Genomic DNA, 26903 nt, shown 5'->3' with positions numbered 1-26903 from the left:
ATGGATAAGCAGTGGAAGGACAATATAAAATCAGAATCATTCTGGTTGCGCAGTGTATTTATGGTGCTATTTTTTGTTGTATATCGCATTGTTGATATTCTTGTACTGCTTGTTGCCATTAGTCAGTGGTTTTATGTTTTATTGACGGGTGATGCCAATCAAGGTCTGAGTAATTTTGCCAAAGGTTTAAGTTTGTATGTGGCACAAATTATTGATTACTTAAGCTATAACAACGAAGAAAAGCCGTATCCGTTTACAGATTGGCCTGTAGAAAAAACAACAACAAGGTCACCGCGTAAAACAACTCGTAAGATCTCGCCTAAAACAAAGAAAGCATCTGATCAAAGCGATGCATAAACTTTGGGTTATGCGTCATGGACAAGCGCAATCAATGGCTAAAACAGATGAGCTGCGTCCTCTTACCGATGAAGGGCGCAGGCAAGTCTCAGTCAATGCTCAAGCTATTGTAGATGAAGCATTTACCCATGTATTTGTTAGCCCTTATTTACGCGCTCAGCAAACCTGGGAAATACTGCAAACTCAATCTATTAGTTCTCAGCGGTATGAAACAGTCGATTGGATTACACCTGACGTGCCTACTCAGCCTGCTTTAGATCAACTACTCTGTATTAAAGGTGATAACTTAAATATTTTACTGGTTTGTCATCAAACGTTTGCAGGGCGCTTAACGACGCATTTATGTGATGGCAGCACCCGGGGTCGATATATTGAAACAGCGGCCATTGTCTCGATTACGTCAGAGGTATTTGCAGGTCAATGTGGAATGTTGCGAAGGCATTTTGTCCTCTTATTAGTTTTTCTTTTTTCTCCCTACCTTCAGGCTCAAGTGGGCCCAGGTTTGTTATGGCGAATTCATAAGCCGCAACTGCCGCCTTCTTATTTATTCGGCACCATACATATAGATGATAAACGTGTTAAAGATTTAGATAAGCAAATTATTCATCGCTTTAATGAAGCTAAAACATTATGTCTTGAAATCCTACCCGATCGAGAAACACAAGTAGGCATTGGCCGTGCTATGTTACTACCAGAAGGCCAGTTTCTTGATGAAATTTTAGGTGATCGCCTATTTAATCGCTTAAGTTTAGAATTGAATCGGCGCGGTATGACGCCTCTTGAAGCGGTTTATTTAAAACCTTGGGCTGCCATGATTGTAATGAGTCGTCCGCAAAGCCAAGGCGGCTACGCCTTAGATGAACAACTATATCACTGGGGCGTACACCAATATAAGCAATTATGTGCACTTGAAACCTTACAGGAGCAGTTATCTGTTTTTGATAACTTGAATCGTAATGACCAGATAACATTATTAAAAGATTCGTTAAATTTTTTGCCGGTTGTGCAAGATTTAAATGAAAAACTGGTGCAAGCGTATTTAAAAGGCGACCTAGATGAAATTTATCGACGCAGCATGGAATTGCAAAGTAAAGATGATGAATTGGCCAGCCGCCTAATGGATTCATTAATTAATCAGCGTAACCTTAAAATGCTTGAACGCATGTTGCCAGAATTAGAAAAAGGTCGAGCATTTATTGCCGTTGGCGCGTTACATTTGCCAGGTGACGAAGGTTTACTTAATTTATTGCGCGGACAAGGTTATGCTGTCACGCCACCGGATTTAAAAATGAGCCCTTGGTAATGGATACAGCTAATTTACACTTTTGTCATGCAAATGGATTTCCAGCAAGAAGCTATGACGTAATGCTGAATCGTTTGTCCGGTAACTTTGATGTTCATTTTTTAGATATGCATGGTCATCAAGATCACTATCCAATATCAAATAATTGGGTACACCTAGTTGATGAATTAATAGACGATATTAAAAAACAACATAGTAAATCAGTCATTGCCATTGGCCATAGTATGGGTGGCGTTTTAATCTATTTAGCCGCTCGTAAACAACCCGAATTATTTGAACATATTATATTGCTTGATCCGCCGTTATTAGATGGCGTTACATCATGGGTGATAGGTTTAGCAAAGCGATTCCAGTTTATTGATCGCATTACACCTGCAGGGCGAACGCAAGGGCGCTTAGAGCTATTTGATAACCACGGTCATGCGTTTGAATACTTCTCAGGTAAGTCATTATTTAAACAAGCCGATCCAAGGTGCGTGAATGATTATATTCGTCACGGGACAGAATCGGTTAATGATGGTTTGAAGTTAAAATACTCGGTCGATACAGAAGTCGCTATATACCGCACATTGCCTAACAATATTTCTCTTTATAACGCCCCGTTTAATGTACCAACAACATTGCTGTATGGTGAAACAAGTGATGTTGTACGGCCCGCGTTGATTAAAAAAATTAAACGAAAAAATGTGATGAATGTAATGCAAGTGCAGGGTGGGCACTTATTCCCGCTCGAGTTTCCTGAAGAAACAGCAGATCATATTCAAGCCATTATTGAGGCGTTATGAATCCTTCGATTAAGTTACACATAAAAGGGATCGACATCCATTGTTTGCAATGGGGCAACCCAAGTGGGCCAAAAGTCTTGGCGCTGCATGGTTGGTTAGACAATGCAGAAAGTTTTTCACAGTTAGGGCCGTTGTTGGAAACGTGTCATGTGGTGGCGGTTGATTTACCGGGCCACGGTTTAAGCGGCCATTGGCCTGATCATCAACATTATCATTTGTGGGCGGGTGTTGAAGATGTTGAGCATATTTTAGACGCACTCCAGTGGAAGCACTGCCATGTTATTGGTCATTCAATGGGAGCGGCCATGGCCACATTATATGCCGGCACGTTTCCTCATCGCTTACGCAGTCTTACATTAATTGAAGCCATTGGTCCTATGGCTGGTGATATTAAAACAGCGCCGGAGCGATTGGCGCAGGCTATTGTCAGTATGAAAAAACACAATACAGAGCAAAAGTCACGGCATGATACCCAGGGATTTATTCACGCTAGAATGAACGGCCCATTAAAATTATCGGCTCCTTCTGCTGAGAAAATTGTTGAGCGTGGCCTAACAAAAACAGAACAGGGTTACGCATGGGCAAATGATAAACGCTTGCGTTACACCTCAATGATGCGGCTGCCTGAAGAGGTGATTACACGTTTTATTGCAAGTATCACGTCTCCTGTGTTGGGTGTTTTTGCAACAGATGGTTTATTTACAGAAAAAAAAGTGAATGAACGTTGGAGGAATATTTCAGCGAAGCATGAATTACATTGGTTAGATGGCGGTCATCATCTGCATTTAGATGGTGATGTTACCGCTATTGCATCCATTATTGAGGCATTTTTTGCATCAAATTGTCATTAACCTCAAACCGTTCATGGCTTGAGTGAAAATTCATCATTGGCAATAATGACCGATTTCGTCCAGACTGTTTTCATCGTAGATGGAAAAAATTATGACGTTAGAAGAAATTATTGCTCACCGTAAAACCTTAGCAAAAACACATGTTACCAAAGCGGTATTCCCAGATGCGACTAACCACCACGATACGTTATTTGGTGGCACCGCATTGCAATGGATGGATGAAGTGTCTTTTATTACGGCGACACGCTTTAGTCGTCAACGTATCGTGACAGTCAGCTCAGATAAAATTGATTTTAAACATGCAGTACCAGCGGGTTCGGTCGTTGAACTGATTGCACAAGTGATTCATGTAGGTCGCACAAGTTTAAAAGTGCGCGTAGATATGTACGTTGAAAGTTTATATCAAGATGGCTGTGAGAAAGCTATTACGGGTGTGTTTAGCTTTGTCGCCATTGATGAAAATAAAAAGCCAACCCCCGTTTTGCCGCAAGACTTTATTGAGCTGTGTATTGCGAATAATTCAGCGGCACCCCAAACTTAGTTAAAAGGGCGCGTCACTTTCAAAGTGTAGGCGTTGGTTGGTAATAGGGTGGTTGATGGTGAGTCGTTTTGCATGTAAATGTAAGCGGCTGCTCATATTGAGCGCGTCACCTTTGGCGTAAAAGTAATCACCTATGATAGGGCGGCCTATGCTAGCAAGGTGTACCCTAAGTTGGTGGCTGCGGCCAGTATGAGGTATTAAAAGCACACGACTGCGCGTAGCGGACGATGTAACACAGTGCCAATGTGTTTGTGATGGCTTACCTTCTGAGTGTACTTCTTGTCTTGGTCGATTTGGCCAATCACAGCGCAGAGGCAAATCAATGTGGCCTTTCATCAAAGGTAATTGACCAAATACCTCGGCTTCGTATACTTTAAATGTGGTACGAAATTGAAATTGTTTGGCTAGGTGAGACAGCGCTTTTTGATTCAATGCGATCACCATGATGCCAGATGTGCCTTGGTCTAAGCGATGTACAACGCCTAAAAATGGAAAGTCAGATTTTAAACGATGGGTAACACTATCGTTTAAGCTACCTGGCTGTGACAACAAACCACTGGGTTTGTTGATCACAAGTAAATGTTTATCCTGATATAATATCTGCATTGAGCAATATGCCAAGAAAATTATGTGAGCACTGTCAGCGACCGCTAGCAGTTTGTATTTGCCCGTATTTAGTTCATTTACAGGCGCCATGTCGTCTACTGATTCTACAGCACCCGAGTGAGCAAAAACAGGCACTGGCAACGGTTCCTTTATTGCAGCTTTGTATTGATCCACTGGATGTGCTTGTAGGTGAAGAGTTTGAACATTGTCATCAGGTGCAAACCCTTTTGAATGAGCCGCAATCATGCCGTGTTCTATTCCCTTCAAATGAAAGCGTACAGTGGGATGTGTCTCAACCGCTTACCAAAGCCGAAGAGATTAAAACGCTGATTATCATTGATGGCACTTGGCGTAAAGCGAAGCGCATTTGGCATATGAATCCATGGCTTGCGCAGCTACCGTGTGTGTCGTTATCCAATGTGCCGAAAAGCCAGTATCAGATTCGATCTAGTAGCATTGACGGTGGCGTATCCACGTTAGAGGCGGTGATGCACGGTTGTCATTATTTAGCGGGTGGCAAGGGGTATGAGGGGCTGCTTAATCCATTTAATGCGATGATTGATATGCAGATAAAAAAAATGGGCGAAGATGTTTTCTTGGCCCATTATGCAAATCAGCAAGACGATTAAATTATTGGCCAGCTACTTGTGTGTTTTCGCTTTTACGGTTCAAACCTAACATGTCATCTTTAAATGAGCGACCCACTGGGTTTTCACCAATCCAAATTGAAAGCATAGCGCGATAATAATCTTTACCAGGGATAAGCCCTTTGATTTGATTATTGATTGTGACCTGTGTGCCTTTACCTGGAATGTAATCGAAAATGGCCTCTTCACCGCGGTGCATTTTACCGTCAAAGTAGCTCAGCATTTGTTCAATCTCACTGCTTAATGCTTTGTGTTGTTCTTTTGTGACATTCATGACGAGCGCTTCTTGTAGTGCGTTAGCGATACGGCGTGCGCCAACTCGCTTCATCATGACATGGAATACCATGCGCTTATGGGTATCGCTGTCTAATATTTCTTGGGCATTTGTCGATGGTTTTTCTAAATAAAGAGCACCCACATAGGTTTCTATCAACAGATAAAGCTCGCGTAATGAGGCGCCATTTAGATGCAGTTCCGGTCGCTCTGAATTGGCAGGAACCACTTCGCTTAGGTTGATATCGGCCACCTCATATGCATTAGCGTTATGCATAAGCAAGCTAGATGTAACTAGGAGTAATATAGCGCTAATGAGTCTCATAGGTAGGCTCTTATTTTTATTAGTGTGAGGGACTTATATCATTTAAGCGTGACGTGATTCAATTCTATTTTGTGAATAGGGTAACGTTTTGTGTAAACAAAGGTATGCCCAAATTGCACTTAAAACAATAAGTGTCTAATTAGGCCAAATTTGCCAATAATGTCGTGATAAGCCCCGCGGTGTTTTAAATATGGCATCAATATGGTGCTGTGAAATAGCAGGGGATTTGGGCATAATGCGCGGCTACTAAGAGGTCGTGTATGCAGGTTAAAAATTTTTATTGGTACGTTTTAAATAAACCTTTACCAGCAGGTGAGGCATTAGACGAAAAGCTCTCTACCAAACCGTTTGAGCCTTGTTTGTCTCAGCAATTGTCATCCCAGGGCTGGGTGAGCGCTGTTGACTCAGGGGAGCGAGTGTATGAAGCCCATGGTGCTCAACTGTTAATGCTCAAACAAGAAAAACGCTTGTTGCCTGCATCGGTAGTCAATGAGCATTTGCAGGTTAAGGTAGAAGAGTTTGAACAGGCCGAAGGGTATAAGCCTAGTCGTAAGATTCGCCAGCAAATGAAAGACGATTTGACTCAAACGTTATTGCCAAAAGCATTTACTAAGTCGAGTCGTTTACCGATTCTGGTTTTTCCTCGACAGGGTTGGTTGATGGTGTTGTCGGGCAGTGCGAAAAGTGCAGATGACGCAACCGCATTCTTACGTGAAACATTGGATGGTTTACCTGTGTCGCTGGTGAACTCTGACAATTCACCGAGTCATGTGATGACGTCGTGGCTTCAAAACCCGCTTTCGTTACCACAAGACTGGGCTCTAGGTGAAGAAGTCGAGCTGCAAGACGCAGAAGGTGCTTTAGTTCGAGCACGCAATCAAGATCTATTAACCGATGAATTAAACGTGCACATGGATGCAGGTAAAATTGTTAGTAAGTTAGCGTTGGTATGGCGTGAAAACGTGAGTTTTATACTGCAAGACGACCTTTCAATTAAGCGCATTAAGCTGTTACTTGAGCAAGAGGAAGCGCCAGACAGTTCTGAGGGCCACGAGGCACGGTTTGCTCATGAGTTCGCACTAAGCTGCAACTGGTTAGTCCCGTTTTGCCAAGCGTTACTTGAAACCATGGGGGGGCTGGATAAAGCCCTTCTGGCTAGTCAGGATAGAGCCTTTTCAGTGGCAGACAAATACTGACAATCCTTTGTGTAATGATGGCAAGCTGGCTAAAGCTTGCTAAGTTTTACTAAGGCAAGACAAAATAAGGTCAGGAAGTTCGATAGTCGGCTTTGTTTTGTCTTTGTCTTACCGCGTGTTTTGTTTTCCTTTTTGGTACTGTTACAGTGTGGCTTTTAATAAAGCTATCTTCATATGTTTGCACTCGCTCATCGATATTCCCTTGCTGTTTGGCCTTTGTGCTTGGCTGTTTTCACTTTGTTGTTAGTGACCCTTAACCCGTGGTTAAAATCTTGGCTGCGATACGACGAAGGCGCGGTGTTTCAAGGCGAGTTTTGGCGCTTACTGAGCGCTCACTTTGTGCATTTAGGCTGGATACACGGTTTGCTCAATGCAGCCGGCTTTGTCTTGATTGCGCTTATCAATCCTGCAGGGAGAGCTTGGTTATGGCTGACCTTTTATAGTGTGTGCAGTGTCTTAATTTCTGTTTATATCGTTATAGATGGCATGACCTATTATTACGTTGGTGCATCGGGTGTGCTGCATGGTTTGTTTGTATTGGCGGCCTACTTTAGTAAAAGTTTGGCCTTATGGCGCCGGTATGCGTTGATCGCTTTGGTGGTGGGCAAGCTATTTTGGGAGCAAAGTGTTTATTACCAAGATAATGGGCTAGGTGAGGCCATTGGTGGATTTGTCTATATTGATGCCCATTTGATAGGCGGCTTATTTGGTCTGGCTATTTTATTAGGCTTTTTAGTGAAAAATAATCTGAAATTTCCCGCGTACGACTAATTCTGCTTCTACACTTTTGTAGTGATCCTATTGGTACGATCACTATGGGGAAGTAATGAGATTCTGTTGTGGTGTGGTTAGCTTTTATTGGAGCATGCTTGCTTATGCTGGCGAGTGGGAATATGAAGTTGATCCTTATTACAGCAATATTGCTTATTACCAAACACTCGATAAATCACCCATCCCTGAGTTAGGTGAGCGCACCGAAGCTGAGGTTTATTCTAATTTGTTTTTCAGCTCTTACCTTCCTAGATTCATCTTATTAGAAGCGAGTTTGAATCCAATGCCTGCTTTTGGTGTGCTTTTAAAAAGCGACGAAGCCGAAGATGTTTATGATGATATGACGGTGACCCGAAAACTAAACTTAGTTGAAGTGGTGACGGCTGGTTTTGAAGAGCCTTATGCGGTGTCTTTGTTTTTAGGTAATATGGTTAAATATCGTACTAAAAATACACCTGTATCTGAAGACTCTCAAAGCAAAGGGTTTATGGGTTATTTGGCGAGTTATGGTCATTTACACATCCGAAAAAACGAATTGGTACAGGATCGCTGGGGTGAGTTTGAATGGAAGATCAAGGGGGATCAAATTACGCAAGGGCGCTTGCTAAGTTGGTCGTTTCGAGTGGGCACAAAAGTACATAACAATCCCTTTGTCACAGATGAATATTATGTGGCATTGAAGCGTGAGCGAATTGAAGAATATGGTGATATATATTCGTGGATTAAAAACGGGGGAATTGAATTTAAATATCGCGTGAGCCAGCGTACTGGCAAAACCATTGGCCAGCAAATTATTATCGATAAAAAAATTCCATTAATCGATTTGGGCTGGGTAATATCATTAGGCATTGGTTTTGTTCGAGAGACTCAAGAAAAATATTCAGGGCCATTAAGCTTAGAGCATTCCAATACCGCATTTGTGTTACGTCCTAGTATCTCTTTTTAAAATCATTATTAATCTTTACGAGCGCTAATTTGTGTTGGCCAATTATTGTGCACCAACATAAACCGTTTTGATTCAGCTAAGTTGTCAGCGTCTCCTTGCATGCCTGCAAGCATAAGAGCAAATGGGTAGGCTGAACCTGCAAAATGTTGATCAATAATGTGTTTCGCATTGTCATTGCTTAGCAGCGCAATATCGTTACTTTCATTGTGTTGGTAGTGTCCGAGCCAGTGTGATTTGGGCAAAATAACCCAGTGCGTTATATCGTCAGTTTGTTTAAATAGGGTTTGAATATGTTGGTAATGTAACCAGTAAGCATGTTCGATATTGGGGTTGATATCAGTGTGATATCGCACGTTAGATGTCGGCCAAGGTTCAAATAAATAGCCTTTCATTATGAGCGCCTGTAACGGCTCTAGAGGCAGGCCTCGTTTAAGCAATTCAGCTTGTGTGGCGCTATGATGTAAAAAAGGGATTTGTTTATTAGTCAGTTTGTTTAGTTTTAAATCAAGCCGGTCATGGCTTTGTGGCCCTAACCAATCTTGCAACGCCTCACCTGAACTATGGGGTTGTTTGAGATAAAATTTTACGGCTAGCTCTACGTGGTAATCACAGTTATGTTGATTGTCTCGGGCTAAAATATCAAGTTCACCAATGGTTTGTTTGGCGTCGATGATCTGGATGTGGTGGTCCAATAGTTGCCAGTGAGGGCTATGTTGAAAGAAGAACTGCCAAAGGCATTCAAAATAGCTGCCGAGTAAAACGCGATTGTGATTGGCTAGATATTCTTCTAGTGGTTGAGGATTTTCATCTAAAATACTAAGCCAATTGAGCAACTCTTGGCTAGGCTCAATAGTAAGGATGGGTGTATTTGTAATGGCCATCTGTTCGCTAAATAAACACCATGCAAGGTGGCGTACGGATGGAGAATTATACTTTATCGGCAATTTCTACAGTCCAAATTTAGGCTAGTTTGTGGTATAAACAGCTCATATTCACGTAAGGTTTGTGGTATTCAAATGGATGAATTTCGTAATATTGGCATCATCGGCCGACTAAACAGCGCAAAGGTGATCGAAACGATTAAGCGTTTGCGTCGCTTCTTAGCGGATGAAGGTATCAATATCATTCTCGAAGAGCAAATAGCCTCCGTCATGATGGGCCATGGTTTACAGGTTTGCAGCCCTAAAATGATGGGCGAAATTTGTGACTTAGTGATTGTAGTGGGCGGTGATGGCAGCTTATTGGGTGCGGCGCGTGCGCTGGTTAAATCAAATGTGCCTATTCTCGGTGTGAACCGTGGACGCTTAGGGTTTTTAACCGACATTAATCCTGACAACCTTGAAGAAAAGGTGCAGGAAGTATTAGAAGGGAAGTACATTACCGAACGCCGCTTTATGTTAGAAGCTGAAGTGAAGCGTAATGGTGAGCCAATTGGTTATGGTGAAGCGCTTAACGATGTGATCTTACACCCAGGTAAATCAGCGCGAATGATTGCATTTGATTTAGCCATAGAAGGTCAATTTGTATATCACCAGCGCAGTGACGGTATGATCGTTAGTACGCCAACGGGTTCTACGGCGTATGCTTTAAGTGGTGGCGGCCCTATTATGCACCCCAAATTAGATGCGGTGGCATTGGTGCCAATGTTCCCTCACACGCTTAGTTCACGTCCAATCGTGATTGACGCGAACAGTGAAGTCAAAATCACCATTAGTGAAGACATTGACGTGTACCCGCAGATCAGCTGTGATGGACAAGTTCATATTACAGCGGCGCCTGGGGATACGGTGACCATTCGCAAGATGGCGCACAAAGCGCGCTTGATTCACCCGCTTGATCATGACTTTTATGAAACGTGCCGTACTAAATTAGGCTGGGCTACCCAGTACGGAGAAGCCTAATATGGCCTCGGTACAAGGCTATGACTTAATTGGCGATGTTCATGGTTGTGGCGTAACGCTCTGTCACTTGCTTGAACAAATGAGCTACCGCAAGGTTAATGGCGTATACCAACATCCCAAAGGTCGCAAAGTGGTATTTATTGGCGATATTGTGGATCGTGGCCCGAATATTCGCTTAGCACTCAATGTCGTGCGTGACATGGTCGAAGGGGGGCATGCTCATTTGATTATGGGTAATCATGAGTACAATGTATTGGCGTTTTGTACGCCATCGCGGCCAGGTAGCGAGCACCCATTTCTGCGTGAGCACACCTCAAGAAACACCTTTATTGTTGAAGAAACCATGCGCCAGTTTGAGCCTTACCCGCAAGAGTGGCGTGAGTATTTGTCGTGGTTTTTAACATTGCCATTATACGAAGAGTTTGAACATTTTCGTGCGGTGCACGCTTGCTGGGATCATCAGTTGATCAGTGAGATGAAGGGGCGTTACGACCGTAATTACATGGATGAAGAGTTTTTGCACGCATCCATGGATCGTCATTCATTTGAAGGTCAGCTGGTGGATCGGTTGACACGAGGCACAGCTTTAAAGCTGCCCGATGGTCGTAGCATTACCGCGAAAGATGGCTTTGTTCGTCACTTTTTCCGAACTAAATTTTGGGAAGACGAGCCAGAAGTGTATGACGAAATAGTGTTTCAGCCAGACCCTTTGCCTGAAGACATTGCGGAAAAAGCCATCACAAAAGCAGACCGTAAAGAACTTTTATATTATGGCCCAGACGAAAAACCCTTATTTATCGGTCATTATTGGATGAAAGGTATTCCGGGCCCTATTACCCATAACATTGCATGCTTGGATTATAGTGCTGTGAAGTATGGGCGTTTGGTGGCGTATCGTATGGATGATGAAACTTGTTTGGACCCAGATAAATTTTGCTGGACCCGCGTAGAAAGAAAAGAAGATTAACGCCCATGCCGTTTGCCTGTCATTGTGATGATCAACACCCTATAGAACCTTTGTTGCATGAATTAAATCAACAAGGTATTGGCTACGAAGTTAAACAAGTAAACGGCACGAGTGAACTCTGGCTAGACGACCCACAGTTAATTGAGCCCGTTATTAAAGCTTATAATGCTTATAAAAACGCACAAAATCAGCAAAAACAGCACGCTCTCAGTATTCAAAATTTAAAGCAATTACCCATCACGACCACTTTTATTGTGATCAGTTTAGCGGTGGCATTACTGACCCAGTTAGGTGAGCAGTTTCTCGACTTTTTTTTCATCGCACAAATGCAGTATTACCCCCGAGGTTGGATTCCTTATACCGGTATTGCAAATTTATGGCACAGCATTAGCCCTATATTTTTGCATTTTGGTATTGAGCATTTAGTGTTCAATAGCCTATCGTTTTGGTATTTAGGGTCTATTTTAGAGCGAAAACTTTCTTTTATTAGTTATTTAACATTGGTCGTGTGTATTGCTTTGGTCAGTAATTACAGCCAGTTATTTGTGTCAGGCCCCTTGTTTGGTGGGCTTTCTGGCGTGGTATACGGCCTTATTGGTTTTGCTTTTGTGTTTCAAACTTTTTACCGTCCGTTATTCATCCCTAACGGACTGTTTTATTTGGCTATTGGCTGGATCTTATTAGGTCTTACGCCTTTTTTTGCACTTATTGGCCTAGGCAATATGGCTAACACGGCTCATATTAGCGGCCTTATTTGTGGTGCGGTTTTATTTCTCCCATTTTATTTATTTGTTAAAAAAGAGAATGTATGAACATTGAAGATTTAATTGCGTCCATGACGCCTGCGATTTATAACAATATGAAACAAGCCTTAGAATTAGGTCGTTGGGGTGATGGTCGCGCGGTGACCCCCGAGCAAAAAGAAAATAGCTTAGAAGCACTTATTCGATATGAGCATCTACATAACATTCCTGAAGTCGAGCGTGTAGGGTATGTGGATACGACAAATAAACGTAAGAAAAAAATCGCAGATGATGGCGAGCAACCTATTAAAATAATCGAATAATAAGAATAAGCCTGAGCACATATAATTTATGAAGTACCAAGGTCACCTTAGAAAAATGGGTATATCGGCTGAGACCGAAGATGCCCAGTATCAAATACGTTTAGACGATCAGCTTATTCCACTCAATGAAAAGCTTGGCCAGCCGATACGTATAGAGTACTTAGGCGATATTCATTGCCAAGCTTGTGGACGCCAAAGTAAAAAAAGCTTTGCGCAAGGATATTGTTATCCGTGCTTTAGTCGCTTAGCGCAATGTGATACTTGTATTATGAGCCCAGAGAAGTGTCATTTTGATAAAGGCACTTGTAGAGAGCCAAGCTGGGGCGAAGAATTTTGTATGCAAGATCATATTGTTTATCTTGCAAACTCATCTGGTATTAAAGTAGGCATTACTCGGCATAGCCAAATTCCAACTCGTTGGCTGGATCAGGGGGCCATGCAAGCTATACCAATCGCACGTGTGGCCACTCGACAGTTATCCGGTTTATTAGAGGTGATTTTTAAGCAACATGTGTCTGATAAAACTAATTGGCGCACATTATTAAAACAAGATGCACTCGACTTAGATTTAGCCGCTAAGCGAGATGAGTTATTTGAAATATGTCATGAAGAGATTGAAGAGCTACAAGGCCATTATGGCTTGCAAGCCGTACAATTAATTTATGACGCGGATCAGCATACATTTAAATACCCAGTGAACCAGTATCCAACTAAAGTCAGTAGTTTTAATTTAGATAAAGACCCAGTAGCACAAGGCACGCTAATGGGAATTAAAGGGCAGTATTTAATTTTGGATACAGGCGTCATTAATTTACGCAAATACACGTCTTATTTAGTATCAATCGAATGCTAATGGCGGATTAAGGATAAATAATGAAAAACGCAGAACCTAAAGCCATATATTTAAAAGACTACCAAGCGCCAGCATTTGACATTGAATCCACACATTTAAATTTTGATTTGTACGATGATCATACTTTGGTGACGTCGTCGCTTAAAATGCGACGAAATTCAAATGCTAGCGGCGCTGATTTATTTTTAAATGGCCAAGAACTCGAATTAGTCTCTGTATCAATAAACGGTAATACACTTGACGCTGAGAATTATGACATCGCAGAAGAAAGTTTAATAATTAATGCGAATGTGGTGCCTGCTGAATTTACGCTGTCGATTGAAACAAAAATTAAGCCACAAGAAAATACAGCGCTTGAAGGCCTTTATAGATCATCGGGCATGTTCTGTACTCAGTGTGAAGCAGAAGGCTTTCGTCGAATTACTTACTTTTTAGATCGCCCAGATGTAATGAGTGTGTATGAGGTACGTATTACTGCGGATAAAAAATCGTATCCAGTATTGTTGTCTAACGGTAATTTAATTCATACCGAAGAGCTAAGCGATGGACGTCATAGTACAACATGGCAGGACCCTCACAAAAAACCATGTTATTTGTTTGCATTAGTCGCTGGTGACTTACAACATATCGAAGATAAGTTTACGACGAAGTCAGGCGAGATTGTGACGTTGCGTATTTTTGTAGAGCCACAAAATATTGATAAGTGCGACTTTGCAATGGGCGCCTTAAAACGTTCGATGAAGTGGGATGAAGACGTCTATGGTCGTGAATACGATTTAAATATTTTTAATATCGTTGCCGTTGATGCATTTAATATGGGCGCAATGGAAAACAAAAGCTTAAATATTTTCAACTCTTCTTGCGTATTGGCGAACCCGAAAACCGCAACCGATGCAACGTTTCAGCGAATAGAATCGATTGTTGCCCATGAGTACTTTCATAACTGGTCTGGTAATCGTGTAACGTGTCGAGACTGGTTTCAATTAAGTTTGAAAGAAGGTTTTACCGTTTTTCGTGACTCAGAGTATTCTGCAGATATCGGTTCGCGCACGGTTAAGCGCATCGAAGATGTATCGTTATTACGCACGGCACAATTTGCAGAAGATGCAGGGCCAATGTCGCATCCAATATTACCAGCCTCTTTTATTGAAATTTCTAATTTTTATACGCTGACTATTTATGAAAAAGGCGCTGAAGTTGTGCGCATGATTCATAATATTTTAGGCGCTGACGATTTTAGAAAGGGCTCAGACTTGTATTTCGAACGTCATGATGGCCAAGCAGTCACAACAGAGCATTTTGTTAAAGCAATGGAAGATGCCAGCGGGCAAGACCTTAGCCAATTTAGAGTTTGGTACCATCAAGCTGGTACTCCAGAACTGATTGTAACAGATGAGTATGACGCAGCGTCTAAGCAATATGCGCTTACCGTCAAGCAATCGTGTCGCGAAACACCAGAGACGGACACTAAAAAACCTTACCATATTCCATTTGCACTAGGGTTGCTTGATGAGAACGGCAATGACTATCCGCTAATATGCAAAGACGATAGCTTTAATACGCACACTTGCGTGATTAATTTGAAACAATATGAACAAACATTTACCTTTGAAAATATTGCATCGAAACCGGTACCGTCTTTACTGCGGGGTTTTAGTGCACCGGTTAAGTTGAATTATGATTATCAGTCTGAACAGTTACAATTTTTAATAAAAAATGACAGTGATGGATTCAATCGCTGGGACGCAGGGCAGACACTTGCAACTAATATTATTTTAGATTTATCTCAAGATGTATTAGCAGGTAGAGAGTTGATTCTGGATGAGGGGTTGCTTAGTGTTTATCAATCTTTGTTATCAAATTTAATAGACGACCTTGCGATGCAAGCTCAAATGTTAAGTCTGCCAAGTCTAGCTTATTTAATTGAACAGCAAGATCAAGCTCAAGTACATGCGCTGTACACGGCGCGTAGTTTTGTGAAGCAAACGTTAGCGGATCAACTGCATGGGGCGTTTAATGAACGGTATCAGCAATGCATCGATTCTAGTGATTATGTGCCATCACCAAGTGCGATTGCTAAACGCACATTGAAAAACCTGTGCTTGCAATATATGACGCAAACCTTAAAACATGATTACTCTGCACTTGCTCAAACGCAATTTGAGCAAGCGAATAATATGACAGACCAATTTTCTGCATTGGGCGCATTAGTGAACAGTCACCACCAAGACTTGGCACAAACAGCACTTCAGAATTTTTATGAGCAATGGCAGCATGATGTGCTGGTGGTGAATATGTGGTTGTCTTTACAGGCGTCTAGTGACCATATGCAGGGTGTTGAGTCGGTTAATGAACTTTTAAGTCATGACGCGTTCGATATAAAGAACCCAAATAAAGTACGTTCGGTAGTGGGTGTGTTTGCTGGCCAAAATTTACGTCATTTTCACGGTGAAGAGGGCGCCGGTTACAACTGGTTATCGGATCGGATTATTGAGCTTGACGCATTGAATCCACAAATAGCGTCTCGTTTAATTGGCCCTATGACTAAATGGAAGCGCATAGGTGAGCCAAATAGCACTCAAATGAAGCAGGCGTTAGAAAAAATTGCAGCACGAGGTAATTTGTCGAAAGATGTCTATGAAGTTGTGACGAAATCTCTAGTAAGCTAGGGACTCGGTACAAATTTACAAAACCAGTGGCGTATTCGGTTGTACGTCACTGGTTTATTTTATATGCTTGGGCAATAACAAAAATAAAAGACTCTAACTGGTACTCCTGTACTGGTTATCCAGCAACAGCTTAGACGACTTGTTCTTGGCTGGGGGAATAATAAAAATGAAAAAATCAGGTCTACTTGTATCCACTATTGTGTTGGCGTGTGGCTTATCGGCTGTCTCCCAAGCACAAGTTAGTCAAAAAGAAGCAGATAAACTGCGTACGACACTCACCCCGCTTGGTGGCGAGCGTGCAGGTAATGCAGATGGTTCTATTCCAGAATGGCGAGGCGGCATTCAATTCCCACCAGCAGGCTATAAACAACCAGGCCAGCATCATGTTGATCCATTTCCAAGTGATCAGCCTTTATTTGAAGTAACGGCTCAAAACATGGCTAAGTATGAAAAACACTTAACCGATGGCCAGAAAGCCCTACTAAAAACGTACCCAAATTCATTTAAGATGCCTATCTACCAATCTCGTCGTACGGCAGCAGCACCACAGTGGGTTTACGATAACACCTATAATAATGCCACCAAGGCATCGTTAGTCGAAGGTGGTAACGGTATTCAAAATGCGATTGGTGGTGCGCCATTTCCAATTCCATCCAGCGGTTTAGAGGTTATCTGGAATCACAATACTCGCTGGCGCGGTGAATACGGTATTCGTCGAGCATCAGAAGTGGCGGTTCAACCGGACGGGTCATACAGCTTAATCACGACCCAAGCGGAAGTAGATTACAACTATTATCACCGCGGTATTACGCCAGCCGAATTAGATAACGTATTGATTTATTATCTCTCATTTACAAAAGCGCCTGCTCGTTTAGCGGGTGGTGCAGTGTTAGCACATGAAACCATGAACCAAGTGACGGAACCTCGTCGTGCTTGGGGTTATAACGCAGGTCAACGCCGTGTACGTAAAGCGCCTAACTTAGCTTACGATACACCAGTAGCCGCAGCTGATGGTCTTCGGACTATCGATGAAACCGATATGTTTAACGGTTCACCTGACCGCTACAACTGGAAAATTGTTGGCAAAAAAGAAGTCTTTATTCCATATAACAATTATCGTGTCGGCTCTCCAGACGTGAAATACGCGTCTTTATTACAACCAGGGCATTTAAACCCTGAATACACGCGCTATGAAAAACATCGTGTATGGGTTGTTGAAGCCACATTGAAGCAAGGCCAGCGTCACATTTATCACAAACGTCGCTTTTATATTGATGAAGACTCTTGGGGCGCAGCTGTCATCGATCAATATGATGAGCGTGGTGAATTATGGCGCGTGAGCATGGCTTACCTTAAAAACTTCTATGAATTACCTGGAACTTGGACCTCTATGGATGTTTTCCATGATGTGCAAGCTCGTCGCTATCATGTTCAAGGCATGGATAACGAAGAGCGCAGTACAATTGACTTTAGTCAGGCTTCTCCGGGTAGTCGATACTTCACTCCGCAAGAGCTTCGTCGCCGCGGTCGTTAATATTGTTTGCAGGTAATCTTGTTTAAAAGGTTATCTGCATCATGAATTTTACGTTTATTTATATTTCAGATTGGAGATTAACTGATGCGTACACTGTTTTCAGTGCACGCCGTGCTGAGATTTGCTGGCCGATTTTTATCCGCTAGTATCTTGGCCTCGGTGGTAGGATTAACTGCAACAATGGCTCATGCTCAATGGCAGGACCCGTTAGATACACCCGCAATGAGCACATTAAAAGCACATAAGTCACTGTTATTAGATATTGTTTCAGTGGGTGAACGTTTGATAGCGGTTGGTGAACGTGGGCATATTATTTTAAGCAATGATCAAGGCAGAACTTGGCGTCAAGCAAAGGTGCCGGTTATTACGACGCTTACAGCTGTTTATTTTGTTAATGAAAATACAGGTTGGGCTGTCGGTCACGACGCTGTGGTACTAAATACGCAAGATGGTGGCCTAACATGGGCAAAACAATTCGATGGCTTTAAAGCAAACGAAATGGTGCTTAACTCAGCAAAGAAAACAAAAGCGTTATATGAAGATGAATTGAGTAAGGCCATGGTGATGGCCAGCGATGCTCGAATTTCATTAGCAGAAGAGCGTTTAGAAAATGCTACATATGCTTTAGAAGATGCGCAAATCGATTTCGAAGATAAATCAACAAAACCATTACTGGATGTTTGGTTTAAAAATGCGAAAGAAGGTTTTGTGATCGGTGCTTACGGCATGATGTTCAAAACCATTGATGGCGGTAATAGCTGGTTAGCATGGGCTACCCATGTTGAAAACCCAGATCGCTTTCATTTAAATAGCATTACAAAAATTGATGAGCAGCGTTTAATGATGGTAGGTGAAGCAGGCTTGATGCTTCGTACACAAGATGCTGGCGAAACCTGGACTCAAATGCTGAGCCCGTATGATGGCTCTTTCTTTGGTGTGATGAATCTTTCTAATAATGTGCAATTAGCATTTGGTTTGCGTGGCAATTTAGCTCGCTCGGATAACTTCGGTTTGAGCTGGCGCTTAGAAGATACAGATACTCAGCAAACCTTAATGGGTGCAACCGACCATCTTGGTCGCATTGCATATGTGGTTGGTAATGGTGGTGCATTTTTGAAAGGCATTGATTCTGGTCGTAAATGGGAAAGTCAAACAAGAACTGGACGCAGTAACGCATCTTCAATTATTGAAACTCGCTCTGGTGAATTTGTGATGGTGGGAGAAAGTGGTGTTGAAATTTTAGATAAAACCGGTGAACGCCTGTCGGTAGAGATTAAGAGCATCGAGGGGTAATTAATTATGACTAAAGAAACTATGCCGAAATCTGAACCTGAACATTATATAATTACGCCTAATGCAGAGCCTTTTCTTGAAAGAATGCTGTTTGCTCGTCGTGGGTTGTTCTTAATTGTTTTATTACTTTTGACGGGGTTTTTAGCGTATAACGCGTCACAAGTAGGGCTGGATTCTCGCTCTGAGAAATACATTCCACTTAAACACCAATACATTGAAAACCATATGCGTCATGCAAATGATTTAAGCAGTGGTTTGAACAATATAAAAATCGTTGTTGCTAATAAAAATGGCGATATTTTTAATGCACAATACATGGAAATACTTCGCCAAATTAATGATGAAGTGTTTTATATTAAAGGTGCAGACCGCTCAAAACTAAAATCCATGTGGACGCCAAACGTGCGCTGGACAGAAGTAACGGAGCAAGGCTTTCAAGGTGGACCAGTTATACCGGCTACTTATGACGGCAGCGAAGACAGTATTGATCAGCTACGTGAGAATATTCTACGTTCGGGGCAAGTAGGGCGCTTAGTCTCAAATGATTTTACATCAACCATGATTGATGTGCCGTTATATGAGATGGACCCTGAAACAGGCCAGCCGTTAAACCCGAAAGAGCTTGCCAATACGCTAGAAGAAAAGATTCGGGATAAATTTTCAAGTGAAGATACCTCGATTCATATTATAGGCTTCCCGAAAAAGATGGCTGACTTGATGGCTGGTGCCGTTAACGTTGGCTTGTTTTTCCTTGGTGCGATTTTCATAACCTCAATTTTGCTTTATATGTACTCGCGCTGTATTAAAGGCACATTGATTCCTGTTATTTGTTCGATTATTGCGGTTGTTTGGCAGTTGGGGTTATTAAACCTTATTGGCTTCGGAATCGACCCTTACTCTATGTTGGTGCCATTTTTAGTGTTTGCTATTGGTATTAGTCACGGTGTGCAAATAATTAACGGTATAGCCATTGAAGCTGGTAAAGGCGCTTCAAGAGAAATGGCCGCTCGTCTGGCATTTAGAGGGTTATACGTTCCAGGTATGCTTGCGTTATTATCGGATGCGATTGGTTTCTTAACCTTATTGTTCATTGATATAACCGTAATTAAAGAATTGGCGATTGCTGCGTCAATTGGTGTTGCGGTTATCATTATCACTAACTTGTTATTATTGCCGTTATTGATGTCATATGTTGGCATTAGTCGCTCAGGTGTTAGCCATGCTCAAAAAGTCGAGAAATCTGAACCTAAGCTTTGGAAATTTGTTGCGAACTTTACCCACAAAAAAGTAGCCGGTACCGCAATTGTCGTGGCTGTAGGTCTAGCCATTCTTGGTGTGATCGGCAGTCAAGATCTAAAAATAGGCGATCTTGATAAAGGCGCGCCAGAACTGCGACAAGATAGCCGCTATAACAAAGATAATGCATTTGTCGTTGATAACTATTCAACCAGCTCAGATGTATTGGTACTAATGGCAGAAACCCCGCGTGAGCAATGTGCAAGCTATGAAGCGCTAGATGCGATAGATCGACTAATGTGGACAATGGAGAACGTTAAAGGCGTTCAATCAGCTGTTTCCGTTGTATCGGTTTCGAAACTTGTTTCTAAAGGTATGAATGAAGGAAGCCTGAAGTGGTCTGCCCTTTCTCGTAACCAAAATATTTTGAACTCAAGCATTCAGCGTGCACCAAGTGGCATGTTGAACCAAGATTGTTCAATGGTTCCTGTGGTTATTTTCTTAAATGACCATAAAGCAGAAACATTGGAACGTGCCGTTAATACCGCGGCTGAATTTGCAAAAACCTATGAAGGTAATGCAGCGGTTCAATTTAAACTGGCTTCTGGTAATGCAGGGGTTGAAGCGGCAACAAACCAAGTTATTGCAGAAGCTCAAACTTTGATGCTTATTTTTGTATACATTGTTGTTTCGGTACTGTGCTTTATTACCTTCCGTTCAATTCGTGCGATTATTTGTATTATTACGCCATTAGCGCTGACGTCTATTTTGTGTCAGGCATTGATGGCTCAAATGGGCATTGGTGTAAAAGTGGCAACTTTGCCTGTTATCGCACTAGGTGTGGGTATTGGTGTGGACTACGGCATTTATATTTATAGCCGTTTAGAAGCATTACTGATTGAAGGTAAAAACCTACATGAAGCATTCTTCCAAACCCTTAAAACCACAGGTAAAGCCGTAAGCTTTACAGGTTTAACTCTTGCGATTGGTGTGGGTACTTGGATCTGGTCGCCCATTAAATTCCAAGCGGACATGGGTATTTTGCTAACCTTTATGTTCCTATGGAATATGTTTGGTGCTCTATTGCTATTGCCTGCATTGTCTCGCTTTGTATTAAAGCCTGAGCGTATCATTGCTAAGCATCAAGCAAAGCATGGCGATGTGAGCCCAGCTGAAACATTATAATAATTATTGCTCCTTTCAAAAACCGCGCTAGTCGCGGTTTTTTTATGTAGGTACACTTCACGTTACTTTAAAACTAAGTGGTAGAGTCTTTTGTTAGATATTGTTTTTGAACATAAAGATTGGTTAATTGCGGTTAAGCCAGCAGGACTTAACTTTCATAGTGAAGATGGAGAGGCTGGATTTGTGGTCCAACTAGAAAAACAGTTGGGTAAAAAGCTCTGGCCAGTGCATCGTTTAGATAAACTGACATCAGGTCTGTTGGTGTTAGCGAAATCAAAAGAAAGCTGTCGAGTGTTAAGTGAGTTGTTTGCTCAGCGTTTGGTTGAAAAGTATTACTTGGCCGTTTGCCCATCTAGTATGAAAAAAAAGCAAGGCTTAATTAAAGGCGATATGAGTCCAGCTCGACGCGGTGCATTCAAATTGCTTAAAACGCAAGAAAACCCAGCGGTCACGCAGTTTTTGTCTGTTAGTTTAAAGCCTGGTTATCGTCTTTGCTTATTAAAGCCTAAAACCGGTAAGACCCATCAATTAAGGGTTGCCATGAAATCAATAGGCGCGCCGATCATAGGTGATAGTGCTTATGGCGGCGCTGAATCAGATCGCTTAAATTTGCATAGTTATGTGCTAGCGTTCGAATATGAGCAGCAAGCGTTTTATTTTAAGCAATTACCAGAATCGTCAGCCGTTTTTGATAGACTAAATTTAGAAACCGTACTGAAAGCACAAAATTGGATTGAACCTTGGTCGGTAACATGGCCCGTTGTTTAAGTTATAGCTTTGAACCTCATTAAATTTTAGGAGACTCGTATGGCATTTCCTCGTCCGGTGGCAATTGTAGCTGCAAACCGTATACCTTTCGCAAAATCCAATACCGCTTATTTTGGCGTGTCGAATCAAACGATGTTGACGGCGGCTATTTCTGGTCTGGTTGAAAAAACAGGATTACAAGGGCACGCCGTAGGCGAGGTGGTTGCTGGCGCAGTCATGAAGCATAGCAGAGACTTTAACTTAGTGCGTGAAGCCGTGTTAGATACATCGCTACTGGCGTCAACACCTTGTACCGACATGCAGCAAGCTTGTGGCACAGGTCTGCAAGCGTTATTCAGTGTGGCCAGTAAGATTGCCCTTGGTCAAATTGAAAGTGGTATTGCAGGTGGCGTGGATACGACATCGGATGCGCCGATTGCGATAAGTGATAAATTTCAAACTATGCTAATGAAGTTAAACAAAGCAAAGAGTACGGGTGAGCGTTTAAAGATTCTAGCCTCCTTTCGCCCTAGTTTCTTAGCCCCAAATCTGCCTCGTAACGGTGAACCAAGAACAGGCTTAAGCATGGGTGGGCACACAGAGTTAACGGCAAAGCGTTGGCAAATTCCTCGTGATCAACAAGATCAGCTGGCGTATGCGAGTCATCAAAATCTGCATAAAGCGTATGAATCTGGTTTTATGGGGGATTTGATTACGCCATTCAATGGTCTAGATAAAGATAATCTTTTGCGCCCAAGTACCAAATTTGAAAAACTAGCAAGCCTTGGCCCTGCATTTGATAAAAATGGCGGCACACTATCAGCAGGTAACAGCTCAGCATTAACCGATGGCGCATCCGCTGTGTTATTAGCAAGCGAAGAGTGGGCAAAAGAACGAGGCTTACCCGTGCTTGCGTATTTAACGGACTATGAAACCAGTGCGGTTGATTTTATTGGTAAAGATAGCGATTACACAGAAGAGTTATTACTGGCCCCCGCTTACGCAGTGCCTAAAATGTTAGCGCGTAATAATATGTCGCTACAAGATTTTGACTTTTATGAGATTCATGAAGCATTCGCAGCGCAAGTATTAGCGACACTTAAAGCATGGAATACTGAGTCATTTTGTAAAGAGCGTTTGGGTCTTGAAAAAGTACTCGGTGAAATTGACTTTACTAAGTTAAATGTAAACGGTAGCTCGTTAGCAACAGGTCATCCGTTTGCAGCAACCGGGGGACGAATTGTAGGCAATTTGGCCAAGTTACTTGCCGAAAAAGGTTCGGGCAAAGGATTAATTTCTATTTGTGCCGCAGGTGGCCAAGGCGTGGTTGCCTTATTGGAACGTTAAACGTTCATATGACATGTGGACCAGCCCTGTGCTATCAAGAGCTGGTTTATTATTTTATTCTCTCTTTTTTGTAACACTTCCCCATCAATAAAGTTACCTCTCTTATTCGTATTTCATTGTCACTATTCTTATTTTTAGTAGTGAATTCAATTCGTTAATGTAATGAAATAATGGTTAAAAATAATAACTGTATATTTATATGAATATATTTTGACCTGATTTATTTTTGAACGTTTATAGCTTTAAAGTATTGGTTGTTATATATAAAAAAATTTATTTGAAATACCTTGGTACTAAAAACTAAAAAACCAATGAAAATAATAAAATATAACATTGAACTACGTCACATTTCTTATAGGATGCGGTACGCCGTATAAAAAATAACAATAATCGGTTCCAAAATTCAATAATAAAATTCTTATGCGGCATATGGAATCGTGTCAATAAAAGGAATGCACACAATGAAATTGAAAACACTGGTACTGATGGCTATTTCTGTCATTGGGTTTAACGTGAATGCGTTGGATTTAAATTTTAATGGTTATGAAGAAATTGATGTTGGAACATCAAAGCCATTAATTTTAACTGATAAATATTATACAAATTCATCAGGTGAGCTTTATGAAATTCGTAATGAATCTATCCATTTACAATATACTTTAACTGACAGTTCACTGATCTCTATAAATGGAGAAGAAGCTTTAGGGTATATGGACGATATAAATAACCAAGAAGGGGTGTATTATAAATGTATAGTATGAATCGCCCCGACTTTTCTAGACACCCAATTGCTTCACAAAATAGTTTCTTTCAAACTCCATCGGTGACACATCATTATTATTACCATGACGTCGAGTTGAATTATAGAACAACTCAATATAATTAAATATATCAGCTTTACCTTCTTCTCGAGTGAGATAAATTTTACGACGAATACGTTCACGCTTTAACAACGCAAAAAAGCTTTCAGCGCAGGCATTGTCGTGACAATTCCCTCGTCGACTCATGCTTACTGTTAAGTTATTGCTTTCCAACATACTTTTCCAATCGTAACTGGTGTACTGGCAGCCTTGGTCAGAATGCACGATTACATTGCCTTTTGGCTTTCGTCGCCAGATGGCCATCGTAATGGCATTGAGTACTAAATCGGTATTAATGCGATCACTCATCGACCAGCCAACTACCTGCCTTGAGAATAAATCAATGACAACACCAAGATACAGCCAGCCTTTATAAGTACGAATATAAGTTATATCGGTTACCCAAGCAGTATTTGGTTCGACTACATCAAATTCACGATTTAAAAGATTTGGAGCAACTGTCGATAGTTCGCCTCCACTGTAATTAGCTTTACGCTTATAGCCTCGTTGAGACTGTATGCCTGCGGATTTCATCAGTCGATATACGCGATTTTTACCGCACGCTTCGCCAAATGAAAGCATGTCTTTATAGATCTTTCGATAACCATAAACACAGCCGCTTTCTAACCAAAATTGCTTAATAAACCCTAATAAATATTCATCGTCTTTTTCACGCTGACTTTTAGAGTTTTCATGCCAGGCGTAAAATCCACTTGGGTGAACATTTAGTACACGGCACATGGATCGCACTGAGAAACGGTGGGTTCGAGAGCTTATGAACGTGTATTTTTCTTTGACTCCCCGGCAAAGAACACGGCGGCCTCCTTTAAGATGTCTCGCTCTTCGGTCACACGCTTTAGTTCGGCTTTAAGCTTGCGAAGCTCTTCGTTTATGGATTGTTTTTCTTGGTAGCCTTGGGCGTTCTCACCGTATTTATCTCGCCAGTGATAGAGGCTTTTAGTTGTAATGCCTAATCGATTGGCCACATCGGCAATGGAATGACCATTTTCAGTCACTTGCTTGACCGCTGCTATCTTGAATTCTTCGTTGTATCGTTCACCAGCCATAATGGCCTCCTCTTTAAGTACATTATATAGTTAAAGGGTGTCTAGTGAACTCGGGGCGATTCAATCAAGGAAGTTTTTTTCTGTATTTAGATCGAACTGGTTTTAAGATTACGGTTGAAAATGAAAATCTCGATCCTTATTTGGATTCAAATTTTTCACCTATTGTATCTGTTAGTAGATATAAATATTATGGAATAGAAGCTAATTGTTCGCTTCAAACTACAAATGTTGCTGTAGATGGAGGTGATTACATTCCATTATCAGAAACAGCCCTTCAAATCCCAATCGAATGGGACTCACTAACAGGTGAATGGAACGGTGCGCAATCATTAACCGGTTTAGAATCACTTTCTGGCTCAAAAGAGTTCGCCAAATTCGATTTAACCGCTGATGTCACAACCGGTACTTGGACGATGAATTGCTCTGGCATAGCCTCTGATATCGAAGGAAATAAAATTGCGTTAAACCCAGCTGAAATAACCATCAACCTTGATGACCAAATTCACGGCGGTGCTAATGTAATCTCGGGTAAAATTTCGATCCCGAACACGTCTGACTATAGTGGCGTAGTTGTCACGATCACCTTAAATGGTCGTCAAATTGAAGTGACCACACAAGAAGATGGTACGTTTGAGTTTGATCGTTTAGTGGCAGGGGATTACTCGGTTCATGTTTACAGTGATCAATATGTGGCGGCTTGTACGAGTCTTACATTAAACACTGATAATACTAACCCGGTATTAAATATTCCAATGTATGCAGGCGATATTAACAATGATGGTGGCGTTGATATTGGTGACTTTAGTCTTTTATCTTCTTTGTTTGGTTTAAATAGTGATGATGAAAACTATAATCCTCTAGCGGATTTAAATCACGATAATGTGATTAATATACAAGATTTGTCTATTCTTGGTAGTCACTTTGGTACAGACCACTGTGAGGTATCCCCACAATGATTCAAACTGTGATCTTAGCGTTTTCGCTGTTGTTGATCACAAGTTTTGCCCAAGCCCAGCCCAGTGCTGAGCTTGAGGCTCAACCTGTTGGTGAGCATACATGGCGTATTAATCTTAATATTGATGAACTCGAAAATGTATTTGGTTTACAAGCGAAGTTTATATTGCCTGATAATAATTTGGTGCCTATTAATAAAAAGTTTGAACACCATGAAGCCTGGCCTGAAAAAGGTAAAATTCAATTAAGGAATTTTATTCAAGCAGAGTCGGCGGAATATGCAGTGAGCCTTGTACGCCCAGCGAGTGCGATTACCTTGTCTGGAAATACCTTATCGTTTAACATTAAACTGCTAGAAGTCAAACCAACATTACTGGTGTTAGATACCTTGAAAATATCGGATGAAAACGGTGTGGTCACTCAGTTTGATCTCAATACGTCTCAGCTAATGATCGGCGAAGAAAAAAGCATGCTGATGTACATTATGATCATAGGCGCGGTATTCATGGTTATGATGATACTATTTATGCTTATGCGTAAGACAAAACCAAGTACGCAGCAAGCAATCGCTTAATTGATATGCCTATATTGGTTTGGAGATTATTAAGCCTAAAATTTAAACT

General features: G+C 41.6%; 27 protein-coding genes. 23 read left to right on the top strand and 4 right to left on the bottom strand.

The window, feature by feature from the left end:
- From ACU6U9_RS20600 to ACU6U9_RS20580, 5 genes are all read left to right on the top strand, one after another.
- Window positions 1-357 (top strand): DUF4389 domain-containing protein, encoded by a 357-nt coding sequence (locus tag ACU6U9_RS20600; protein WP_446736842.1) that lies wholly within the window; start codon window positions 1-3, stop codon window positions 355-357.
- Window positions 350-1660: a TraB/GumN family protein gene (locus tag ACU6U9_RS20595; protein ID WP_446736841.1), complete on the top strand. Its 1311-nt coding sequence runs from the start codon at window positions 350-352 to the stop codon at window positions 1658-1660. Before ACU6U9_RS20600 ends, ACU6U9_RS20595 begins: the two co-directional genes overlap by 8 nt.
- Window positions 1660-2445: an alpha/beta hydrolase gene (locus ACU6U9_RS20590; protein ID WP_446736840.1), complete on the top strand. Its 786-nt coding sequence runs from the start codon at window positions 1660-1662 to the stop codon at window positions 2443-2445. Before ACU6U9_RS20595 ends, ACU6U9_RS20590 begins: the two co-directional genes overlap by 1 nt.
- Window positions 2442-3296, top strand: coding sequence for an alpha/beta fold hydrolase (locus ACU6U9_RS20585; RefSeq protein WP_446736839.1), 855 nt, complete (start codon window positions 2442-2444; stop codon window positions 3294-3296). The genes ACU6U9_RS20590 and ACU6U9_RS20585 overlap by 4 nt, the downstream gene beginning before the upstream one ends.
- Window positions 3297-3387: 91 nt before the next feature.
- Complete coding sequence (locus tag ACU6U9_RS20580) at window positions 3388-3837, top strand: acyl-CoA thioesterase (protein WP_446736838.1); 450 nt, start codon at window positions 3388-3390, stop codon at window positions 3835-3837.
- Here the strand turns inward: ACU6U9_RS20580 and ACU6U9_RS20575 are convergent, their stop codons facing one another.
- A complete protein-coding gene (locus tag ACU6U9_RS20575) occupies window positions 3838-4443 on the bottom strand; it encodes an RluA family pseudouridine synthase (RefSeq protein ID WP_446736837.1) in 606 nt (201 codons plus the stop codon).
- Between the two features lie 8 nt (window positions 4444-4451).
- Here ACU6U9_RS20575 and ACU6U9_RS20570 point away from each other — a divergent pair, with 8 nt between their 5' ends.
- Window positions 4452-5072: a tRNA-uridine aminocarboxypropyltransferase gene (locus tag ACU6U9_RS20570; RefSeq protein ID WP_446736836.1), complete on the top strand. Its 621-nt coding sequence runs from the start codon at window positions 4452-4454 to the stop codon at window positions 5070-5072.
- 1 nt (window position 5073) lies between these two features.
- Here ACU6U9_RS20570 and ACU6U9_RS20565 read toward each other — a convergent pair whose 3' ends face one another.
- Window positions 5074-5688: a chalcone isomerase family protein gene (locus ACU6U9_RS20565; RefSeq protein ID WP_446736835.1), complete on the bottom strand. Its 615-nt coding sequence runs from the start codon at window positions 5686-5688 to the stop codon at window positions 5074-5076.
- 260 nt (window positions 5689-5948) lie between these two features.
- Between ACU6U9_RS20565 and ACU6U9_RS20560 the strand changes: the two genes are divergently transcribed.
- The 3 genes from ACU6U9_RS20560 (at window position 5949) to ACU6U9_RS20550 (ending at window position 8601) form a co-directional block, all read left to right on the top strand.
- Entirely contained in the window at window positions 5949-6884 is a 936-nt protein-coding gene (locus ACU6U9_RS20560) for a recombination-associated protein RdgC (RefSeq protein WP_446736834.1), read from the top strand.
- A 174-nt stretch (window positions 6885-7058) separates the two neighbouring features.
- Window positions 7059-7655: a rhombosortase gene (rrtA, locus tag ACU6U9_RS20555; RefSeq protein WP_446736833.1), complete on the top strand. Its 597-nt coding sequence runs from the start codon at window positions 7059-7061 to the stop codon at window positions 7653-7655.
- 55 nt (window positions 7656-7710) lie between these two features.
- Window positions 7711-8601, top strand: coding sequence for a hypothetical protein (locus ACU6U9_RS20550; protein WP_446736832.1), 891 nt, complete (start codon window positions 7711-7713; stop codon window positions 8599-8601).
- 8 nt (window positions 8602-8609) lie between these two features.
- Here the strand turns inward: ACU6U9_RS20550 and ACU6U9_RS20545 are convergent, their stop codons facing one another.
- Window positions 8610-9545 (bottom strand): DUF1853 family protein, encoded by a 936-nt coding sequence (locus tag ACU6U9_RS20545; protein WP_446736831.1) that lies wholly within the window; start codon window positions 9543-9545, stop codon window positions 8610-8612.
- A 72-nt stretch (window positions 9546-9617) separates the two neighbouring features.
- On the opposite strand from ACU6U9_RS20545, the gene ACU6U9_RS20540 reads away from it, so the two are divergent.
- From ACU6U9_RS20540 to ACU6U9_RS20485, 12 genes are all read left to right on the top strand, one after another.
- Window positions 9618-10502: an NAD(+) kinase gene (locus ACU6U9_RS20540; RefSeq protein ID WP_446736830.1), complete on the top strand. Its 885-nt coding sequence runs from the start codon at window positions 9618-9620 to the stop codon at window positions 10500-10502.
- A 1-nt stretch (window position 10503) separates the two neighbouring features.
- Complete coding sequence (locus ACU6U9_RS20535; RefSeq protein WP_446736829.1) at window positions 10504-11469, top strand: metallophosphoesterase; 966 nt, start codon at window positions 10504-10506, stop codon at window positions 11467-11469.
- Window positions 11470-11474: 5 nt separating this feature from the next.
- Window positions 11475-12281, top strand: a complete 807-nt coding sequence (locus ACU6U9_RS20530; protein ID WP_446736828.1) for a rhomboid family intramembrane serine protease — start codon at window positions 11475-11477, stop codon at window positions 12279-12281.
- Window positions 12278-12535, top strand: coding sequence for a YeaC family protein (locus ACU6U9_RS20525; protein WP_446736827.1), 258 nt, complete (start codon window positions 12278-12280; stop codon window positions 12533-12535). Before ACU6U9_RS20530 ends, ACU6U9_RS20525 begins: the two co-directional genes overlap by 4 nt.
- A 28-nt stretch (window positions 12536-12563) precedes the next feature.
- Window positions 12564-13388, top strand: coding sequence for a DUF2797 domain-containing protein (locus ACU6U9_RS20520; RefSeq protein WP_446736826.1), 825 nt, complete (start codon window positions 12564-12566; stop codon window positions 13386-13388).
- A 20-nt stretch (window positions 13389-13408) separates the two neighbouring features.
- A complete protein-coding gene (gene pepN / locus ACU6U9_RS20515) occupies window positions 13409-16057 on the top strand; it encodes an aminopeptidase N (protein WP_446736825.1) in 2649 nt (882 codons plus the stop codon).
- A gap of 166 nt (window positions 16058-16223) precedes the next feature.
- A complete protein-coding gene (locus ACU6U9_RS20510; protein WP_446736824.1) occupies window positions 16224-17591 on the top strand; it encodes a DUF1329 domain-containing protein in 1368 nt (455 codons plus the stop codon).
- 84 nt (window positions 17592-17675) lie between these two features.
- The gene (locus ACU6U9_RS20505; protein WP_446736823.1) at window positions 17676-18884 is read left to right on the top strand and encodes a WD40/YVTN/BNR-like repeat-containing protein; all 1209 of its coding nucleotides are present in this window, start codon (window positions 17676-17678) and stop codon (window positions 18882-18884) included.
- 6 nt (window positions 18885-18890) lie between these two features.
- A complete protein-coding gene (locus ACU6U9_RS20500; protein WP_446736822.1) occupies window positions 18891-21305 on the top strand; it encodes an efflux RND transporter permease subunit in 2415 nt (804 codons plus the stop codon).
- Window positions 21306-21395: 90 nt separating this feature from the next.
- Window positions 21396-22073 (top strand): TIGR01621 family pseudouridine synthase, encoded by a 678-nt coding sequence (locus tag ACU6U9_RS20495; RefSeq protein WP_446736821.1) that lies wholly within the window; start codon window positions 21396-21398, stop codon window positions 22071-22073.
- Between the two features lie 39 nt (window positions 22074-22112).
- Window positions 22113-23399: an acetyl-CoA C-acetyltransferase gene (locus tag ACU6U9_RS20490; RefSeq protein ID WP_446736820.1), complete on the top strand. Its 1287-nt coding sequence runs from the start codon at window positions 22113-22115 to the stop codon at window positions 23397-23399.
- A gap of 461 nt (window positions 23400-23860) precedes the next feature.
- Window positions 23861-24160, top strand: coding sequence for a hypothetical protein (locus ACU6U9_RS20485; protein ID WP_446736819.1), 300 nt, complete (start codon window positions 23861-23863; stop codon window positions 24158-24160).
- 15 nt (window positions 24161-24175) lie between these two features.
- Here the strand turns inward: ACU6U9_RS20485 and ACU6U9_RS20480 are convergent.
- Window positions 24176-25326 (bottom strand): IS3 family transposase gene (locus ACU6U9_RS20480; protein ID WP_446736818.1). Its coding sequence is split into 2 segments (ribosomal slippage): window positions 24176-25092 and window positions 25092-25326, totalling 1152 coding nucleotides; the frame shifts between segments, so codons are not numbered across the junction.
- A 44-nt stretch (window positions 25327-25370) separates the two neighbouring features.
- Between ACU6U9_RS20480 and ACU6U9_RS20475 the strand changes: the two genes are divergently transcribed.
- On the top strand, window positions 25371-26282 hold the full coding sequence (locus ACU6U9_RS20475) for a carboxypeptidase regulatory-like domain-containing protein (RefSeq protein ID WP_446736817.1): 912 nt from the start codon (window positions 25371-25373) through the stop codon (window positions 26280-26282).
- Entirely contained in the window at window positions 26279-26854 is a 576-nt protein-coding gene (locus ACU6U9_RS20470) for a hypothetical protein (RefSeq protein ID WP_446736816.1), read from the top strand. Before ACU6U9_RS20475 ends, ACU6U9_RS20470 begins: the two co-directional genes overlap by 4 nt.
- Window positions 26855-26903 lie beyond the last annotated feature (49 nt).

It is taken from the genome of Pseudomonas sp. HK3, from assembly GCF_052920985.1.
This window is presented reverse-complemented; position numbering and strand designations above follow the sequence as displayed.

Bases quoted from the DNA above. Each gene is read 5' to 3' on its own strand.
- ACU6U9_RS20600 (WP_446736842.1), top strand. From the start codon at position 1: ATGGATAAGCAGTGGAAGGACAATATAAAATCAGAATCATTCTGGTTG.
- ACU6U9_RS20595 (WP_446736841.1), top strand. From the start codon at position 350: ATGCATAAACTTTGGGTTATGCGTCATGGACAAGCGCAATCAATGGCT.
- ACU6U9_RS20590 (WP_446736840.1), top strand. From the start codon at position 1,660: ATGGATACAGCTAATTTACACTTTTGTCATGCAAATGGATTTCCAGCA.
- ACU6U9_RS20585 (WP_446736839.1), top strand. From the start codon at position 2,442: ATGAATCCTTCGATTAAGTTACACATAAAAGGGATCGACATCCATTGT.
- ACU6U9_RS20580 (WP_446736838.1), top strand. From the start codon at position 3,388: ATGACGTTAGAAGAAATTATTGCTCACCGTAAAACCTTAGCAAAAACA.
- ACU6U9_RS20575 (WP_446736837.1), bottom strand. From the start codon at position 4,443: ATGCAGATATTATATCAGGATAAACATTTACTTGTGATCAACAAACCC.
- ACU6U9_RS20570 (WP_446736836.1), top strand. From the start codon at position 4,452: ATGCCAAGAAAATTATGTGAGCACTGTCAGCGACCGCTAGCAGTTTGT.
- ACU6U9_RS20565 (WP_446736835.1), bottom strand. From the start codon at position 5,688: ATGAGACTCATTAGCGCTATATTACTCCTAGTTACATCTAGCTTGCTT.
- ACU6U9_RS20560 (WP_446736834.1), top strand. From the start codon at position 5,949: ATGCAGGTTAAAAATTTTTATTGGTACGTTTTAAATAAACCTTTACCA.
- rrtA (WP_446736833.1), top strand. From the start codon at position 7,059: ATGTTTGCACTCGCTCATCGATATTCCCTTGCTGTTTGGCCTTTGTGC.
- ACU6U9_RS20550 (WP_446736832.1), top strand. From the start codon at position 7,711: ATGAGATTCTGTTGTGGTGTGGTTAGCTTTTATTGGAGCATGCTTGCT.
- ACU6U9_RS20540 (WP_446736830.1), top strand. From the start codon at position 9,618: ATGGATGAATTTCGTAATATTGGCATCATCGGCCGACTAAACAGCGCA.
- ACU6U9_RS20535 (WP_446736829.1), top strand. From the start codon at position 10,504: ATGGCCTCGGTACAAGGCTATGACTTAATTGGCGATGTTCATGGTTGT.
- ACU6U9_RS20530 (WP_446736828.1), top strand. From the start codon at position 11,475: ATGCCGTTTGCCTGTCATTGTGATGATCAACACCCTATAGAACCTTTG.
- ACU6U9_RS20525 (WP_446736827.1), top strand. From the start codon at position 12,278: ATGAACATTGAAGATTTAATTGCGTCCATGACGCCTGCGATTTATAAC.
- ACU6U9_RS20520 (WP_446736826.1), top strand. From the start codon at position 12,564: ATGAAGTACCAAGGTCACCTTAGAAAAATGGGTATATCGGCTGAGACC.
- pepN (WP_446736825.1), top strand. From the start codon at position 13,409: ATGAAAAACGCAGAACCTAAAGCCATATATTTAAAAGACTACCAAGCG.
- ACU6U9_RS20510 (WP_446736824.1), top strand. From the start codon at position 16,224: ATGAAAAAATCAGGTCTACTTGTATCCACTATTGTGTTGGCGTGTGGC.
- ACU6U9_RS20505 (WP_446736823.1), top strand. From the start codon at position 17,676: ATGCGTACACTGTTTTCAGTGCACGCCGTGCTGAGATTTGCTGGCCGA.
- ACU6U9_RS20500 (WP_446736822.1), top strand. From the start codon at position 18,891: ATGACTAAAGAAACTATGCCGAAATCTGAACCTGAACATTATATAATT.
- ACU6U9_RS20490 (WP_446736820.1), top strand. From the start codon at position 22,113: ATGGCATTTCCTCGTCCGGTGGCAATTGTAGCTGCAAACCGTATACCT.
- ACU6U9_RS20485 (WP_446736819.1), top strand. From the start codon at position 23,861: ATGAAATTGAAAACACTGGTACTGATGGCTATTTCTGTCATTGGGTTT.
- ACU6U9_RS20470 (WP_446736816.1), top strand. From the start codon at position 26,279: ATGATTCAAACTGTGATCTTAGCGTTTTCGCTGTTGTTGATCACAAGT.